19 protein-coding genes, 2 tRNA genes and 1 rRNA gene are annotated in these 13,996 nt (G+C 53.7%); 12 read left to right on the plus strand and 10 right to left on the minus strand.

The window, feature by feature from the left end; all coding sequences use genetic code 11:
- Positions 1-15 precede the first annotated feature (15 nt).
- A complete protein-coding gene (locus E3E37_RS09675) occupies positions 16-453 on the minus strand; it encodes a metal-dependent transcriptional regulator (protein ID WP_088863980.1) in 438 nt (145 codons plus the stop codon).
- Positions 454-880: 427 nt separating this feature from the next.
- Between E3E37_RS09675 and E3E37_RS09680 the strand changes: the two genes are divergently transcribed.
- Positions 881-958: transfer RNA gene (locus tag E3E37_RS09680), tRNA-Lys, on the plus strand.
- Between the two features lie 219 nt (positions 959-1,177).
- On the opposite strand, the gene E3E37_RS09685 is transcribed toward E3E37_RS09680, so the two are convergent.
- Both E3E37_RS09685 and rrf read right to left on the minus strand, forming a co-directional pair.
- Positions 1,178-1,255: transfer RNA gene (locus tag E3E37_RS09685), tRNA-Asp, on the minus strand.
- An 8-nt stretch (positions 1,256-1,263) separates the two neighbouring features.
- A 5S ribosomal RNA gene (gene rrf / locus E3E37_RS09690) occupies positions 1,264-1,385 on the minus strand.
- A 218-nt stretch (positions 1,386-1,603) separates the two neighbouring features.
- On the opposite strand from rrf, the gene E3E37_RS09695 reads away from it, so the two are divergent.
- The 5 genes from E3E37_RS09695 to E3E37_RS09715 all read left to right on the plus strand — a co-directional run bounded on the left by E3E37_RS09695 (position 1,604) and on the right by E3E37_RS09715 (position 5,613).
- Complete coding sequence (locus tag E3E37_RS09695; RefSeq protein WP_167716962.1) at positions 1,604-2,575, plus strand: DUF835 domain-containing protein; 972 nt, start codon at positions 1,604-1,606, stop codon at positions 2,573-2,575.
- A 42-nt stretch (positions 2,576-2,617) separates the two neighbouring features.
- A complete protein-coding gene (scpB, locus tag E3E37_RS09700) occupies positions 2,618-3,226 on the plus strand; it encodes an SMC-Scp complex subunit ScpB (protein ID WP_167717190.1) in 609 nt (202 codons plus the stop codon).
- A 134-nt stretch (positions 3,227-3,360) separates the two neighbouring features.
- Positions 3,361-4,425 (plus strand): OB-fold nucleic acid binding domain-containing protein, encoded by a 1,065-nt coding sequence (locus E3E37_RS09705; RefSeq protein WP_167717193.1) that lies wholly within the window; start codon positions 3,361-3,363, stop codon positions 4,423-4,425.
- Positions 4,426-4,435: 10 nt separating this feature from the next.
- Positions 4,436-4,813 (plus strand): replication protein RepA, encoded by a 378-nt coding sequence (locus tag E3E37_RS09710; protein ID WP_088863976.1) that lies wholly within the window; start codon positions 4,436-4,438, stop codon positions 4,811-4,813.
- The gene (locus E3E37_RS09715) at positions 4,810-5,613 is read left to right on the plus strand and encodes an OB-fold nucleic acid binding domain-containing protein (protein ID WP_088863975.1); all 804 of its coding nucleotides are present in this window, start codon (positions 4,810-4,812) and stop codon (positions 5,611-5,613) included. The genes E3E37_RS09710 and E3E37_RS09715 overlap by 4 nt, the downstream gene beginning before the upstream one ends.
- A gap of 37 nt (positions 5,614-5,650) precedes the next feature.
- Here the strand turns inward: E3E37_RS09715 and E3E37_RS09720 are convergent, their stop codons facing one another.
- The 3 genes from E3E37_RS09720 to E3E37_RS09730 are packed head-to-tail and all read right to left on the minus strand — an operon-like array spanning position 5,651 to position 7,986.
- Positions 5,651-6,031 (minus strand): ribonucleoside-triphosphate reductase, encoded by a 381-nt coding sequence (locus E3E37_RS09720; protein ID WP_088863974.1) that lies wholly within the window; start codon positions 6,029-6,031, stop codon positions 5,651-5,653.
- A 12-nt stretch (positions 6,032-6,043) separates the two neighbouring features.
- The gene (locus tag E3E37_RS09725) at positions 6,044-6,874 is read right to left on the minus strand and encodes a geranylgeranylglycerol-phosphate geranylgeranyltransferase (protein WP_167717195.1); all 831 of its coding nucleotides are present in this window, start codon (positions 6,872-6,874) and stop codon (positions 6,044-6,046) included.
- 44 nt (positions 6,875-6,918) lie between these two features.
- On the minus strand, positions 6,919-7,986 hold the full coding sequence (locus E3E37_RS09730) for a Clp1/GlmU family protein (RefSeq protein WP_167716964.1): 1,068 nt from the start codon (positions 7,984-7,986) through the stop codon (positions 6,919-6,921).
- 163 nt (positions 7,987-8,149) lie between these two features.
- On the opposite strand from E3E37_RS09730, the gene E3E37_RS09735 reads away from it, so the two are divergent.
- Positions 8,150-8,614: an Lrp/AsnC family transcriptional regulator gene (locus tag E3E37_RS09735; protein ID WP_088863971.1), complete on the plus strand. Its 465-nt coding sequence runs from the start codon at positions 8,150-8,152 to the stop codon at positions 8,612-8,614.
- Here the strand turns inward: E3E37_RS09735 and engB are convergent.
- Entirely contained in the window at positions 8,561-9,190 is a 630-nt protein-coding gene (gene engB, locus E3E37_RS09740; RefSeq protein ID WP_088863970.1) for a GTP-binding protein EngB, read from the minus strand. The genes E3E37_RS09735 and engB overlap by 54 nt on opposite strands.
- 94 nt (positions 9,191-9,284) lie before the next feature.
- On the opposite strand from engB, the gene E3E37_RS09745 reads away from it, so the two are divergent.
- Positions 9,285-9,941: a hypothetical protein gene (locus tag E3E37_RS09745; protein ID WP_088863969.1), complete on the plus strand. Its 657-nt coding sequence runs from the start codon at positions 9,285-9,287 to the stop codon at positions 9,939-9,941.
- On the opposite strand, the gene E3E37_RS09750 is transcribed toward E3E37_RS09745, so the two are convergent.
- Positions 9,938-10,108, minus strand: a complete 171-nt coding sequence (locus tag E3E37_RS09750) for a preprotein translocase subunit Sec61beta (protein WP_088863968.1) — start codon at positions 10,106-10,108, stop codon at positions 9,938-9,940. The two genes, E3E37_RS09745 and E3E37_RS09750, sit on opposite strands and share 4 nt — an antisense overlap.
- Before the next feature lie 148 nt (positions 10,109-10,256).
- On the opposite strand from E3E37_RS09750, the gene E3E37_RS09755 reads away from it, so the two are divergent.
- The 3 genes from E3E37_RS09755 to E3E37_RS09765 all read left to right on the plus strand — a co-directional run bounded on the left by E3E37_RS09755 (position 10,257) and on the right by E3E37_RS09765 (position 12,426).
- Positions 10,257-10,634 carry a 30S ribosomal protein S6e gene (locus E3E37_RS09755; protein WP_167716966.1) on the plus strand — a complete coding sequence of 126 codons (378 nt, stop codon included), beginning with the start codon at positions 10,257-10,259 and terminating at the stop codon, positions 10,632-10,634.
- 107 nt (positions 10,635-10,741) lie between these two features.
- Positions 10,742-11,974: a translation initiation factor IF-2 subunit gamma gene (gene eif2g, locus E3E37_RS09760; RefSeq protein WP_167716968.1), complete on the plus strand. Its 1,233-nt coding sequence runs from the start codon at positions 10,742-10,744 to the stop codon at positions 11,972-11,974.
- Between the two features lie 35 nt (positions 11,975-12,009).
- Entirely contained in the window at positions 12,010-12,426 is a 417-nt protein-coding gene (locus tag E3E37_RS09765) for a PIN domain-containing protein (protein ID WP_167716970.1), read from the plus strand.
- Positions 12,427-12,434: 8 nt separating this feature from the next.
- On the opposite strand, the gene E3E37_RS09770 is transcribed toward E3E37_RS09765, so the two are convergent.
- The gene (locus E3E37_RS09770; protein WP_167716972.1) at positions 12,435-12,854 is read right to left on the minus strand and encodes a type II toxin-antitoxin system VapC family toxin; all 420 of its coding nucleotides are present in this window, start codon (positions 12,852-12,854) and stop codon (positions 12,435-12,437) included.
- Positions 12,838-13,026, minus strand: coding sequence for an antitoxin family protein (locus tag E3E37_RS09775; RefSeq protein ID WP_167717198.1), 189 nt, complete (start codon positions 13,024-13,026; stop codon positions 12,838-12,840). The genes E3E37_RS09770 and E3E37_RS09775 overlap by 17 nt, the downstream gene beginning before the upstream one ends.
- Positions 13,027-13,215: 189 nt before the next feature.
- Here E3E37_RS09775 and E3E37_RS09780 point away from each other — a divergent pair, with 189 nt between their 5' ends.
- Positions 13,216-13,986 carry a metal-dependent phosphohydrolase gene (locus E3E37_RS09780; protein ID WP_167717201.1) on the plus strand — a complete coding sequence of 257 codons (771 nt, stop codon included), beginning with the start codon at positions 13,216-13,218 and terminating at the stop codon, positions 13,984-13,986.
- The last annotated feature ends 10 nt before the right edge of the window (positions 13,987-13,996 follow it).

Genomic DNA, 13,996 nt, shown 5'->3' on the forward strand with positions numbered 1-13,996 from the left:
GCAAAAGCCTGAAAATCACCTGGATTCAGCGTTCTCGGCCATCTTCTCCTTGATGAACTGCTTGAGGACGTAGGGACACTGCTCCTGTATGTACTGGGCGAACTCCCTTATCCTCCGCACGGTTATCTCGCTGACGTAGTGCTCGAACTGGCAGGCGTCGTGCTCGGCTATCTCGGGGGGAATTCCGAGGATGTCAATGAAGAACTGAGTGAGTAGCAGGTGCTTCGAATAGGTCGCCTCCGCTATTTCCCTTCCAGCATCGGTCAGAAGAATCCTATCGTACTTCTCGTATTCCACCAGGCCCTTCTCGGAGAGTTTCTTCAGGGCATCCACCACGCTGGGGGGCTTGACGCGCATCATCTTTGCGATATCCTTGACACGGATGACACCCTTGTTCTTGTGGAGGATGTACATGGTCTCGAGATACTCCTCTTCCCTCTTGCTTACCTCCAACGACCTCACCAGTCGTTAGGTTGGCCAAAAATGTTTAAGTAGTTTTCGCAACAGGGGAAACTTTGCCTGCGCAAAGTTTCATCAAAGTTAGTAGCCCTTTTCAAAGATCGTTCTTTAGCAACGTGATTATCCGAATCCAACCCCAGAAAAGAAATCCACTTCAAACACCAATCTTTCAAGGAGTTTCCCTTTTTGACGCCCTTCGGGCATCGATTTAAAAGCGAACTCCCCACAGGAAGGTGATTTACACGGGATTTAACTCAAGACGGGCAAAGCCATGAACAAATCACTTATTCAATTGCCATCAACTCGAGAGCTACAAACTTCTGTGAAACGTTTTCTAAAAGCTTCCTTTGATGAAGCTTTAGGGGATGAATTTTTTGGGGCAAAGCTTATAAAATCTCCCGGCCGTTATCCCATCGGGCATGGGCCGGTAGCTCAGCCTGGTTAGAGCGCGGGGCTTTTAACCCCGTGGCCGCGGGTTCGAATCCCGTCCGGCCCGCCACACAAAATTCCCCTATTAATGCCTTTCTCACAGGGAGTTCCTCTTCTTTGACGCCCGAAGGGCGTCTTTTTAGAGTTAAACCCACTTACAAGAAGCACCTAATGAGTTTTTCCTCTCTAAAATTTGACTTAAAGCAGGTAAACCTCCGTAATAAGCCACACCTCAAAAAGGAGCTACAAACTTTCCATCAACGCTTTGCGAAGCAAAGGGTTGTTAGAATGGCGCCCGGGTCGGGATTTGAACCCGAGTCACGGGAGTGACAGTCCCGTATGATGGGCCTGGCTACACCACCCGGGCGTTTGAGTGGCCGGCGGCGTCCCCGGTTTCCCGCCCCCTCCCGGAGGGCAGTACACCCGGGATCGCTGGCGGGCTTAACTTCCGGGGTCGAAACGAGACCGGGTGTGACCCCGCCGCTATGACCGCCGTACCGGTACAGACCTCCCAGGTTGGGTTTATAAAGATTACGGTCATCTGCGAGTTCACGCCAGCGTTCCAGCTCCTACACAGTAGACAAAGCTTTTTATACATGCAGAACATAAGTTAACAGCCGGACGCATCAGGAGGGTCAATATGAACACCACTCTCTTAATGGTGGGTCAAGCACTCAGTCTCTCCGCAAAGTTTGGCGTTTCAGCGGTACTATTAATGGTGTACATACAGTCACGACGAAAATCCGCGTTCATCTGGGCAATGGCCTGGCTCGTGGCGGCCATGAGCATATTTGCCGACGCTCTGGGGATTCTCCAGCTCGTTGCATTTACCGAGGCCGTCTCTTCTTCCCTACTGTTCCTTGGCTCTCTGGCGTTTCTCTCAGAGGAGATTGGGAAGAACGTCAGGTACCTGGTCCTGTGGGCAGCTCCACCACTCATCGCAGCGGTCTACGGAATCGCCCTCGGAAACGATTGGAATTCAGTCGTCGGCATCCCTTATGGTGTTTCTGCCTTCTTCATAGTTCTTTCGGGCGCTCTGATCGTTGCTTCTATAGATCCAAGGTTCAGAGGTGCCAGAAATGCTGCGCTCGCACTCGGTATCCTTGGGGCCCATAAGATGGACTATCCTTTCCTGAGGGGTGTGCCCTGGTTTGCACCCATCGGCTTCGCCATAGGCGCGGTCCTAACCGTGGTCGCGGCGTATTTCATGGCCCGCATGGTACTGTCCAGAGAGTTCACAAACCTCAACGGAGCTATAAGGCTTGAGATAGAACCCGGAATTGAGCTCGTATCGAGCAACGAGTATCGCAGGGTCAAGGAGGATCTCAAGGGCTACCCCGTGCTCGCATTCATCAGGGAGCTGACACCACCTGACAAGTGGAAGGCCTACTTCCTGACCAGCCTGCCCGGAAAGGACACGATAGCACCGACAAACCTTCCCAGAATTCTGGAGCTGGCCGGCAGGTATCTCCGGGAGGCTGAGATGAGGGGTGTAACCGGGGTAGTGGTTGTAGATGGAATAGAGTACCTCGTGATTCACAATGGAATAACCGCGGTGACCAAGTTTCTCGGGACTCTCCGGGACCTCGTGATAATGAGGGAGGGCCGGTTGATAGTCGTGGTTGACGAGACCGCCCTGGAGAAAAAGGACTACCTCACCATAAGACGAGTTCTCATCGGAGGGTAAACCCTATAAGAGAGGGGCGCAATTTTCAATGTGGTGGTAATAATGGGACTCCTTGAGGATAAGGCCCTCGTTGAGGCTGCACTGTTCGTTTCTGGAAGGCCGCTCAGCGTCAAAGAGCTCTCAAGGGCTCTGGGAATAAGGTCGCTGGATTATCTTGAAAAGCTTATCGAGCTCATAGCGGCCGAGTATGCGGAGAGAAAAAGCGCGATAGAGGTTGTAAAGGTTCTCGGAGACAAGTACGTGATGCAGGTGAAGCAGGACTACAGCCAGCGCGTCGTTCATCTCATGCCGAGGCCCGACCTGAGGACGGGCGAGCTGAAGACCCTCGCACTCATAGCTTACCTCCAGCCGATAGAGCAGAGCAAGGTGGTCAAGCTCCGCGGCAGCCAAGCTTACGAGCACATAAGGAAGCTCCTTGAGATGGGACTGATATACGCCGAACCTTATGAGAGAACGAAGCTCCTCGGAACGACGCCGAAATTCGCCGAGCTTTACGGGTTCCCTGAGAACGATCCCAACATCATAAAGGAGGCCTTCAGGAGGGTCGTGCACGCGGAGTACAGCGACCTCATAGCGAAGCTGGAGGGCAAAGGAGGCAATGAAGAACCACAGGAGATTGAAGCGGAGACCCCGGTAGAGGGCGAAGAGTAATTCCTTGGCCCTTCAGTCACCCAATTTTCCTCCAGAGGAGGAAATCGCCCTTCCTTTCTAAAAACTGGCCCCTGAGACCGAGTTTGGGAAAGGTTTAAATACCCGGAGTCATTATTACCATTAAGGTGAGTGTTATGGGAGTGCTGACAAAGGAGCAGATTGTTGAGATGATTGGGAGGCAGAAGGGCATTTCAAGGGATGAAATCGAGAAGAGGATATCTGAGATTGCCTCCCGCGAGGGAATCTCCGAGCATGCGGCGGCGTTGATGCTTGCCGAGGAGCTGGGCGTTAATCTCGAAGGCAAGGAAGAGCTTCTCCACATAGCCGACCTGGTTCCGGGGATGACCGGCGTTAACGTCGTGGCGAGAATTCTGAGGAAGTACCCACCCAGGGAGTACCAGAAGAGGGACGGCTCCACCGGCCAGGTGGCCAACGTGATAATATACGACGCCACCGGAAAGACGAGACTCGTCCTCTGGGACGGCCTCGTGACCAAGTACTACAACGAACTCAGCCCCGGTGACCTCGTCAAGATAATCGACCCCAGCGTCAGGGAGGGCCGTAACGGCGTCGAACTACACGCCAACTTCAGGACGAGGATAATTCTCAACCCTGAAGACCCGCGCGCGGAGGAGATACCCCCACTTGAAGAGGTCAGGAGTTACAACTACCAGAGGAGAAAGATAGGGGAGCTGATGGGTGGCGAACGGTTCGTTGAGGTTCGCGGGACTATTGCGAGGCTTTACCGCGTCACCGTCTACGACGCCTGCCCGCAGTGCCGGAGAAAGGTGGACTACGACCCGGCCACTAACGCCTGGATCTGCCCGGAGCACGGGGAGGTTCAGCCGGTTAAGATAACCATAGTGGACTTCGGCCTCGACGATTCCACAGGGTACATAAGGACAACGCTATTCGGGGACGATGCCGCCGAGCTGGTCGGGAAGGACCCAGAGGAGATAGCGGAGAAGCTCAGGGAGCTCGTCGAGAGCGGCCTGACCCTCAGGGAAGCCGGAAGAAAGCTGGCCGAGGAGGAGTACTACCACCTGCTTGGCAGGGAAGTGATCGTCAGGGGCAACGTTGTTGACGACAAGTTCCTCGGACTCATCCTGAAGGCCTTCGGATGGGACGAGGTTGACCCGAAGCGCGAGATCGCCAGGGTGAGGGCCGAGCTGAGGGAGGTTCTGAAGGACCTGGTGTGAGGTGTTGAGAATGGAGGAAGTCAGATTCAGGCGCAGGAAACCCGCAGTCGAGAGAAAGATTGGGGAGATAAGGGAGGACGACACCAGGGTTTCACTCATCGGGAAGGCGTTCAAGGTCGATAAGATGGACTACACCTTCTGGCTCGACGACGGAACGGGGGTAATACTCATCGAGAGCGAGGAGAACGTTCTCCCGGAGAACGGACAGATAGTCAGGGTCATCGGAAGGGTCATCAGAAACGAGGAGGGGATGCACATCTACGGCGAGGTCGTCCAGGACTTCAGCAACGCAGACCTCGATGCGCTGGAGGAGATACGGGAGCTTGAGAGGAAAGTCCTGCCCAAAGTTGAGGGCATCATAGAGTTCTTCGGGGGTGAGGAACTATGAAGAAGCGCCTTCCAGCGAGCAGGGTTTACCTCAGGGACATCATAGAGGGCTACTACGTCAAGAGCGAGGGGGACTTTGAGCCGAACTACCTGATCACCAAAGACGCCAGGAAGGTCTACCGCGTCAAGGTCGTCGCCACGGTCGTCAGGGACCCCATGATGAGCGAGGACGAGAGCTACGGAAGGTTCCAGATCGACGACGGCACGGGGACGATGTGGGTCTTCGGTTTCAGGGAGAACACCCGCTTCATAAACCTCGTGAAGAAGGGCGACCTGGTTCAGATCATCGGAAAAATCGGAGAGTGGCGCGACGACAAGCAGATACTCGTGGAGGGCGTGGCGAAGGTGGAACCGAACATGTGGATACTCCACCGCTTCGAAACGCTGAAGGAGAAGGCCGAACACGCCAAGAAGGCCAAGATAGCCTTCGAGATATACGACCGCTACGGGATAACCGCCAAGGCAAAGGTCATAGCCAAGAACAAGGGCGTCAGCGAGGACATGCTCATGACCATAGACGAGCTATACACTATGATGCTCGAACAGAGAAGCACCGAGGAGGCCCTCTTTGAAGAGGAAGTCGTTGAGGAGGAGCCCAAAGCTGAGAACCCGGAGCTTGAAAAGGCCAAGAAGGCCGTTCTCGACCTGCTTCGCGAGAAGGGTAAGGCGCTATCACACAAGTTCATAGTCAAGAAGCTCTCGAAGGAAATCGATGAGGAGCTGATCGAGGAGGCAATAACCCAGCTCCTGGCGGAAGGGGAGATATACGAGCCGGAAATCGGCTACTACGAGCCGCTTTGAGGTTCTTCATCTTTTCCTTTGGAAAAAAAGGAAAAGCTCAGTACTGCTCCCTCATCGTCCTTATCACGGGGTCGTGGATGAGCGTTGAGGTTATGCTGTCCACCATGCGGAAGAACTCGTCGCGTCCCTTCTCAAGCGGCATGTTCTCCAGCCGTATCAGCTCGCATTTTCTTCCCAGTATCCACTTGCCGAGCACTATCTTCTCCCGGTCTCCTTTCCTGGCGTCTATCCTCGCCAGGCCGTAGGGGATGTCAGCGGTCCACCAGTTGGCCTTGAACGTGATGTGCCAACCCGCATCCTCAACGGCTTCCACGAGCTTTTCAAGGGTCTTCGCTGGTCCGTAGGGCGTCTTAAAGGTGATGACAGTCCACAGCTCCTCGGATTCGAGGTTTCTCACGAGTTCGTCTTTAAACTCCATACCCTCACCCCCTCACACCATCGCGGCCACTATGAACGCCATAACTGCCAGGAAGATGCTCACCTTGAGCAACTTCTGGGCCCTGTGTGCCGATTCCCTGTCCTGGTTCTTAAGTATAATGTACGCGGCGTAGAGTATTATCAGGTCAACCGGCACCATTGCATAGTAGCCGAGGCCAACACCGGCCCGAACCGGAAGAAAGGAAGCCGCCACAGTCAGAAGGGCAAAGGTTGCCCCGACGTAAGCCGCCTTCTTCTTGCCCCAGATTATGGGAAGCGTCCTGGCCCCCTTGGCAACATCACCCTCCACGTCCTCGATGTCCTTCACAACCTCCCTGGCAACGTTTACCAGAAAGGCACAGAGAGCGAGATAGCCAGCTAAGCCGATGCGCTCAACGGCGAGAGCACCGTAGAGCGGTGTTGCACCCGTGAGACCCGCAACGACTAGGTTCCCTATGAACGGGAGTGGCTTGAGCTTCCAGGCGTAGAGGAGCATCGCCGCATACGCAATAACAGCGAGGAGGAATGCCCGGACGTTGATGAAGTACGCAAGAACCAGGCCGATCGCGAGCAGGAGCATTGAATAGTAAAGGGCGGTTTTTCTGTCCATTGCTCCCCTGGGAAGCGGCCTTTCGGGCCGGTTGATTTTATCTATCTCGTAGTCAAAGTAGTCGTTTATGGTGTTACCCCCGGCACAGCCAAGGGTGACGACTAAAAAGACCAGAAATGCCGTACCCAGGTCCGGAAAGTGCCCAACCGCGACTATCGAACCCAGGACACCCACAACCCCCGCCAGAATGCAGTTGTGGGGCCGAGTTATCTCCACGAACGCCTTGAGTTCCATTAGGGACACCTAATTCGATTAGGTAATTGCCTTAAAAATCTTTGCTAGAGCTCCTCCCTTCGAAGGAGACCAAGTTCCTCACCCGTCTCAAGCACCCTTATCCGGCCAAAGCGGAGTTCAACCGCTCTGTCGAGTTCATTGGACGAAAGCGGCGTCAGGACCTGTGCTTTCATCCCACCAAAGTTTATCCATTTCAGTATACCCACTCCAAGACAGAGCCCGTTCTCGTCGATGAACCCCACCAGGAGATTGCTCAGCATCTCAAAATCGATGGCATGGATTACCGAGCGGCTGTACTGCCTGGGACCCGAGTCCGCATCGGCCTTGACAACGGCGTACCGCTCTCCCTTCCAGCCGGCTATCACGAGCCACCTGAAAAGCGCCGAGAGGAGATCCTTCTCCTCCTGTTTCAAAGGTCTGCCCCTGAAGAGCTCCGTTCCGGAGGGCACTACCTTCGAAAGGTCAACCTCAACCAGCGACGCGTTTGAGAAGTACGCCCTCCACTTTTCTCTCCGCACCTCTCTGCGCTCACCCCTCGAATGCTCCCGCGCCTTCTCGCTAACGGACAGAGTCACCATCTCCCCGTACGGGGAGAGAAGCCTTCTCAAGTGAGAAAGCTCACCGTTCCGCTCCAGAAAAACCATGAGCTCGGGCCTTACAAGCTCGGCTTTGAGGCGCTTCATTTCAATTCCCGAACCGGTTACAAAGCCGGTCGTGTCTATGAGAACCACGTCGGCTTCCCTGGAAGCCAGGTCTGTCAGTCTCTTGACTCCGACGGCCATCTCACCTATGTACTGACCGGGGGTTATGGTGCCAATGAAGTAGTGGGCCATGGCGGAGAGCTCTCCTGGAGATTCGAAGGGGCCCTCAGGGAAGGCAAGGCTCACGGTGGCTGGGGGAAGAACACCCTTCTGGCCGACGTCGCTGTCAACCACTGCCACCTTAAGGCCCTCATCGAGAAGCCTGTTGGCCAGGAAAGTCAGCAGTGTCGTTTTCCCACTGTCCGTGGCCCCTATCAGCATGACCCTTGCGGGTCTTCCAAGGGACATTATCCTCTCAAGGAGCCCAAACCTGTCCGGTGGGACATCCTCCGTGTAGGTCGCTTTGTTCATATGGGTTCCTATGAAGGCAGGAATTAAAAAGCTAACTTTTGGAAAGACTTATAAGAGCCGTAGTGGTCATAATCTATGGAACCGGAAAATTTGACATAAGACTTAAAAATGGTTGGTTTAATAAAGCTGTAAACGCTAATCCTGCAAAAAGGAGGTTTTGGATATGGAAGGGAGGTCAACCCTTACCCCGAGGCAGATACGGCTGCTCAGGAAGTTCTATGAGGAAGGAAAGACCATCGAAGTGCATACAGTTGAGAAAACTCAAGACGAGCTTGCGGAGGAGCTTGGAATAACCAGACAGGCCTTGAGTAATCATCTCAAGGTGCTCAAAGAACTCGGTTACATAAGAACCGGAAGGGGCTTCATAGACCTCACCGACAAGGCCCTTGACCTTCTCGGCGAGAAGAAGGGCGATGTCTTCGTCTTCGTGAAGATAGAGCCCACCAAGAGGAAGCACGTCTACGAGCACATCAAAAAGCTCAAGATAAAGAAGATATACCGCGTGACTGGAGACATTGACCTCATAGTTGAGGCCGACAAAACCAGGCTCGACGAGATACTCGAGGAGATAGCCTCACTCGACGGCGTCAAGGAGACCATTACCCACATCGTCCTTGAGGCCCTCTGATTCCGCTTCCCCGGAGGGCCGCTTCCTGCCCTCTTTAAGCTTCTTCTCCATCAGCATTCTAAGCTCCATCAGGTTCTTCCCGAACTTGGCGGAGATGGGAACAAAGGTCTCGGGTATCTCACTATAGGGGACACCGAACTTCTCCGCTAGGAAGTTTATGGTTTTCTGGAGGTTCTTTACCTTGTCCATCTTGTTGACCGCTACTATAGTTGGTATTCCCAGCTCTCGAAGGAAACCGTAGAACTCCACATCAATGGGTATCTCCCCCCGCTTCTCCCAGCGCTCTATTATCTCAGGAGCAGCCTTTCCGTCTATGACGAGAACGGCCAGCTCTATCTTCTCGGCGTTGTCCTCGATAAAATGGACTATCTCGTCCTTGATTCTCTCCTGTCTTGCCTTTGGAACGCCGCTCATGAATCCAAAGCCCGGCATGTCCACCACAAGCTTCCCGCGCCAGTTTATCTCCACCGGCTTCCGGGTGACTCCTGGTCTCTTGCCACGCTTTACCCACTTGCCCGTCAGGCGGAAGATGAGCGTGCTCTTTCCAACGTTCGAACGTCCCACGAATATTATCATCCGTCTCACCGTAAGCGATGAAAGTTTTTTCGCCTTATAAGCCTTGGCGGAAAAGTTAAGTAGGCGAAGGGACAAGTCCCAACGGTGGTGTTTTATGGTAGAGGGTGGCGAAACCAAGGCCAACCAGCTCATAAACAAATTCGTCATTTCCCTGACGGACGGAAAGATACTGGGTTTTGTGACCGACATAAACGTCGAGGTTGAGGGTGACCAGTTCTACTTCATCCTCAAGATGAAGGAAGTTGAGAACCTCGGAAAGGGCCAGAGCATGTTCTCCAGCGAGAAGAAGCTCAAGATAAGACCGAGCGACATAGTCAACGTTGGGCCCGACGTCATAATCCTCGGAAACGGCAAAGTCCCACCCCTCAGGGAGATAGAGAGGCTCAACCAGATAGCGGAGGAGTACAACTCCCTCGTGAGGGAGCTTGAAGCCAAGGAGAGGCTCATTGAGAAGCTCAAGGAGGAGAACTACGAACTCACCAAGAAGCTCGACGAGATACAGCGTGAGTTGAGGAAGCTCCAGGTTATGAAGGAGGACTTCGAACACCTCAAGGAACAGCTGGTAAGGCAGGAGGGGCAGCTTGAGATGGCCAAGGACTACATAAGACTCCTCGAAGGGCTGAGGCACGACATAGACAAGATAAAGGACGACGTGGACAGGCTCATCCAGACCCAGCTCGAAGAGGTCGTCAGGGCGATAATCAACGAAGAACTAAACGCAAGGGGATTAAAGAAGACGAGCTTTATTTAACCGAAGATCTGCGCTCCAAATGCGTGGAGGAGTATCTCAAGGGCGACCAGAATCAGCGTAACCGCTATGACTCCCCTTGGGCTTATCTTTATCGCCCTGGTGTCTTCGTCGAAGAACCTCATGAGACCTGCACCGGTTGGTGGAAGCGTTGTTCTCTCTTTTGCCATTTATCTCACCCCTCAAGAAGTGCCTACGGGCGCTAAGGTATAAAAAAGTTTTGATTGAGGGGAAACTTTTTAAAGGCCAAACCACAGCGCTCACTGGATAAGGGGTTTACCCAATGAATCCCGCTAATGACATCGGAGGTGGGAGGAAATGGCGACCTTTAAGCTCGTTATATCCAACCCCAAGAACGGGATAGCCAGACAGGTTGAGATAAGCGGCGAAGGAGCCGAAAAGCTCATAGGAAAGCGCATAGGGGAGGAGATTCCCGCGAGCGAGCTCGGACTCAACCTCACCGAGATATTCGGGGAGGAGATTCCGGGCAACGTCAAGCTAAAGATAACCGGTGGTACCGACAAGGACGGCTTCCCCATGAGGCCCGACGTCCACGGCCCGAGGAGGGTCAAGATACTCGTCTCCAAGGGGCCGGGCTTCAGGCCGAAGGAGAAGGGTGAGAGGAGGAAGAAGACCGTCAGGGGCAACACCATCAGCCCCGAGATCGTCCAGATCAACATGAAGCTCGTCTTCTGAGCTTCCTCCTTTCCCCAAACTTATCGCTTTTCTGCTACACTCAAGTTCTCCCCATCGAGGTAACCTTAATAAACCGCCCGACGCTCTAAATTTAGGGGTGAGAGAAGATGGCAAAGAAGAAGGAGTTTAGGCAGGCCGAGGTTAACATAGGGATGGTTGGTCATGTTGATCACGGTAAAACAACGCTCACAAAGGCTTTAACTGGAATCTGGACCGACACCCACAGCGAGGAGCTGAGAAGAGGAATCACAATCAAGATAGGCTTCGCCGATGCCGAGATAAGGAAGTGCCCCAGCTGCGGGAGGTACTCGAGTTCACCGGTTTGTCCCTACTGCGGTGCCGAGACAGAGTTCGAGAGGCGCGTTTCCTTCATAGACGCTCCGGGCCACGAGGCGCTCATGACAACCATGCTCGCCGGTGCCTCCCTCATGGATGGAGCCGTTCTCGTCATAGCCGCAAACGAGGGCGTAATGCCCCAGACCAGGGAGCACCTCATGGCGCTCCAGATAGTGGGCAACAGGAACATAGTAATAGCCCTGAACAAGATCGAGCTGGTCGATAGGGAGAAGGTCATCGAAAGGTATCACGAGATAAAGGAGTTCGTTAAGGGCACCGTCGCCGAGAACGCTCCAATAATCCCGATTTCCGCGCTTCACGGAGCCAACGTTGACGTTCTCCTTGCAGCGATAGAGGAGTTCATACCAACTCCGAAGCACGACCTCAAGAAACCGCCCAAGATGCTCGTTCTCAGGAGCTTTGACGTCAACAAGCCAGGAACCAAGCCAGAGAAGCTCGTCGGCGGTGTCATCGGCGGCTCGATAATCCAGGGCAAGCTCAAGGTCGGTGACGAGATTGAGATTCGCCCCGGCGTTCCCTACGAGGACCACGGCAGGATAAAGTACGAGCCGATAACCACCGAGGTAGTGTCCCTCCAGGCCGGGGGAAGGTTCGTGGACGAGGCCTACCCCGGCGGTCTCGTTGGGGTGGGAACCAAGCTCGACCCGTACCTCACCAAGGGCGACCTGATGGCTGGAAACGTCGTCGGAAAGCCCGGGAAGCTCCCGCCGGTGTGGGACGAGCTCCGCCTCGAGGTTCACCTCCTTGAGCGCGTTGTCGGAACCGAGGAGGAGCTCAAGGTCGAGCCGATAAAGAGGAGGGAAGTGCTTCTCCTCAACGTGGGCACCGCGAGAACGATGGGCCTCGTCACAGGCCTTGGGAAGGACGAGGTCGAACTCAAGCTTCAGATTCCGGTCTGCGCCGAGGTCGGCGACAGGGTCGCCATCAGCAGGCAGGTTGGCTCAAGGTGGCGCCTCATAGGCTACGGCTTCATAAGGGAGTGAGTTCCCCTCTTTTTCATTAACCTTCGGTGAGACCCATGTCCAAGGGACGGGAGTGGCTGGTAATCCCGGACACGAACTTTCTGCTGGTTCCCGGGCAGTTCGGCGTTGACATAATCGGCGAGCTTAACAGGGTTCTCGATGTCAGATTCAGGATAGCCGTCCCGAATGTGGTTCTCCGGGAGCTGGAGGTTATAGAGAGAAAGTCCCGCGGGAAAGACCTAATGGCCATTAGAATGGCCAAAAAGCTTGCGGAAAGGTTTGAGATCCTTGAGATAGGCCGCTTTGGAGAGAAGCCTATAGACGATCAGATTTTCGAGTTTGCCGTGAAGAACGAGCGCGTTGTGGTCTGCACCAACGACAGGGGGCTGAAGAAGCGCCTGCGTGAGAGCGGCGTTCCGGTAGTTTACCTCCGCTCGAAGAAGATACTCGAGCTCGAAGGCATTCTGGAGTGAGAAAAAACTTAAGGCCGCATTATCTCTACGAAATCCACCCTTTCAAAGTCCGAATCAAAGGTAGCGATTTTTTCAATGCCCTCAATCTTGCACGTCAATGCTATGGAGGCGTCATTTGGTAAAAGTCTGTACCTGTAGATGACATCCAACAAGTCCCCCACCGAGTATTCAGGATTCAAAAGTGTAAATTCTGATAGCAAATCCCCAACAGGTAGCAGGTCAACTTCTACCTTTAGAAGCTTTTTCTTTAGATTGTAAGGGCTCAAACCGGTTGTTAGCCTAAGATAACCATAGGTAACTTCCGAGAGCACAATGGGGCTTATCACGCCCTCAACATCTCCCCTCAAGGCAAGCTGAAGGAGCAACTTGGCGTTCTCGTCTCCTCCAAGGAACTTCAGAAATACGTTGCTGTCAAAAAACACCCTCATTCTCTATCTCCTCTATAACTTCCTCAACTTTCTCTTTTTTGAACATTCCAAAGTACTTCTCCAGTTTTCCAGGTTTTTTGAGTACTATTACTACCTCCTCCCCCTCCCGAAGGTCAAGTTTTTTCTCCGGAATCAATACACCGTGCCTATAAACAGCCTTTATGCCCTCCATTCTCACCACAACGGGTATTCCGAGTCCCTCATATTTATTGATTTCGCTTGCAGATATGACATCACACTTGGAGTTAACACGTCATTGTGGATAGAAAAAGGAGTTGAAAGGCCTACCACAACAACATTAACCACGAATTCTTCGAAAACCCTTAAAACCTCCTTCCCTCCACGCCCTTGGGTGGAAAAGATGTACACGGAGGAAGAACTGCTGGGCGAGATTAGAGAACTCCTCGGCGACGAGGAGCTCTACGGGCTCTACGAGAGGGCATTCAGGGAGTACCACTACTACTTCGAGACGACCAACTACATCGTTCTGAACGTCTATGGCTTCAACGACCACGGGCCGATTCACGTCCTTCTCACGACCAGGAGGGCCCTTGAGCTGCTCAACATCATCGAGAAGTTCGGAATCCAGACGACGGCTGAAAAGCTCGGAAAGCCCTTCCGCTGGAGCAGGTTCATAGTGGCCTTTGGAGCGCTGTTCCACGACGTTGGCAACATGATACACAGGATAAACCACTACGAGTTCAGTGTCTTCCTCGCCGAGCCGATAATAGACGCCCTCGTGAGGGAGTTCGAAAGCAACGACCCACTCCTACTGAAGGCGCTCACCCTTAACGCTATATACACCCACGACGAGGCGGTTCCCTGCACCACAATCGAGGGTTCCCTCGTCACGATAGCGGACGGCTGCGACATGGAGGCCGGAAGGAGCAGACTCGTCCACAAGAAAGACAAGGTTGACATACACGCGGTTTCCGCCCTTGCCATTGAGAGGGTGGAGATAAGGGAAGGAAACGAGGAGCAGCCGATACTCATCGAGATATGGATGAAACACCCGGCGGGAATCTTTCAGGTGGACGAGATACTGACGAAGAAGGTCAAAAGCTCCCTGCTGGCCGGAAAGGTCAGGCTCAGGATACACACCGGCACGGAGGTCATGGAGAAGGTTATTTAACCTTCCACCG

Source organism: Thermococcus sp. ES12 (assembly GCF_012027515.1).
Lineage (GTDB): Archaea > Methanobacteriota_B > Thermococci > Thermococcales > Thermococcaceae > Thermococcus > Thermococcus barossii.

Coding starts and splice junctions, on each gene's coding strand:
- E3E37_RS09695 (WP_167716962.1), top strand. CDS start 1,604: ATGGTGTACATACAGTCACGACGAAAATCCGCGTTCATCTGGGCAATG.
- scpB (WP_167717190.1), top strand. CDS start 2,618: ATGGGACTCCTTGAGGATAAGGCCCTCGTTGAGGCTGCACTGTTCGTT.
- E3E37_RS09705 (WP_167717193.1), top strand. CDS start 3,361: ATGGGAGTGCTGACAAAGGAGCAGATTGTTGAGATGATTGGGAGGCAG.
- E3E37_RS09710 (WP_088863976.1), top strand. CDS start 4,436: ATGGAGGAAGTCAGATTCAGGCGCAGGAAACCCGCAGTCGAGAGAAAG.
- E3E37_RS09715 (WP_088863975.1), top strand. CDS start 4,810: ATGAAGAAGCGCCTTCCAGCGAGCAGGGTTTACCTCAGGGACATCATA.
- E3E37_RS09720 (WP_088863974.1), bottom strand. CDS start 6,031: ATGGAGTTTAAAGACGAACTCGTGAGAAACCTCGAATCCGAGGAGCTG.
- E3E37_RS09725 (WP_167717195.1), bottom strand. CDS start 6,874: ATGGAACTCAAGGCGTTCGTGGAGATAACTCGGCCCCACAACTGCATT.
- E3E37_RS09730 (WP_167716964.1), bottom strand. CDS start 7,986: ATGAACAAAGCGACCTACACGGAGGATGTCCCACCGGACAGGTTTGGG.
- E3E37_RS09735 (WP_088863971.1), top strand. CDS start 8,150: ATGGAAGGGAGGTCAACCCTTACCCCGAGGCAGATACGGCTGCTCAGG.
- engB (WP_088863970.1), bottom strand. CDS start 9,190: ATGATAATATTCGTGGGACGTTCGAACGTTGGAAAGAGCACGCTCATC.
- E3E37_RS09745 (WP_088863969.1), top strand. CDS start 9,285: ATGGTAGAGGGTGGCGAAACCAAGGCCAACCAGCTCATAAACAAATTC.
- E3E37_RS09750 (WP_088863968.1), bottom strand. CDS start 10,108: ATGGCAAAAGAGAGAACAACGCTTCCACCAACCGGTGCAGGTCTCATG.
- E3E37_RS09755 (WP_167716966.1), top strand. CDS start 10,257: ATGGCGACCTTTAAGCTCGTTATATCCAACCCCAAGAACGGGATAGCC.
- eif2g (WP_167716968.1), top strand. CDS start 10,742: ATGGCAAAGAAGAAGGAGTTTAGGCAGGCCGAGGTTAACATAGGGATG.
- E3E37_RS09765 (WP_167716970.1), top strand. CDS start 12,010: ATGTCCAAGGGACGGGAGTGGCTGGTAATCCCGGACACGAACTTTCTG.
- E3E37_RS09770 (WP_167716972.1), bottom strand. CDS start 12,854: ATGAGGGTGTTTTTTGACAGCAACGTATTTCTGAAGTTCCTTGGAGGA.
- E3E37_RS09775 (WP_167717198.1), bottom strand. CDS start 13,026: ATGGAGGGCATAAAGGCTGTTTATAGGCACGGTGTATTGATTCCGGAG.
- E3E37_RS09780 (WP_167717201.1), top strand. CDS start 13,216: ATGTACACGGAGGAAGAACTGCTGGGCGAGATTAGAGAACTCCTCGGC.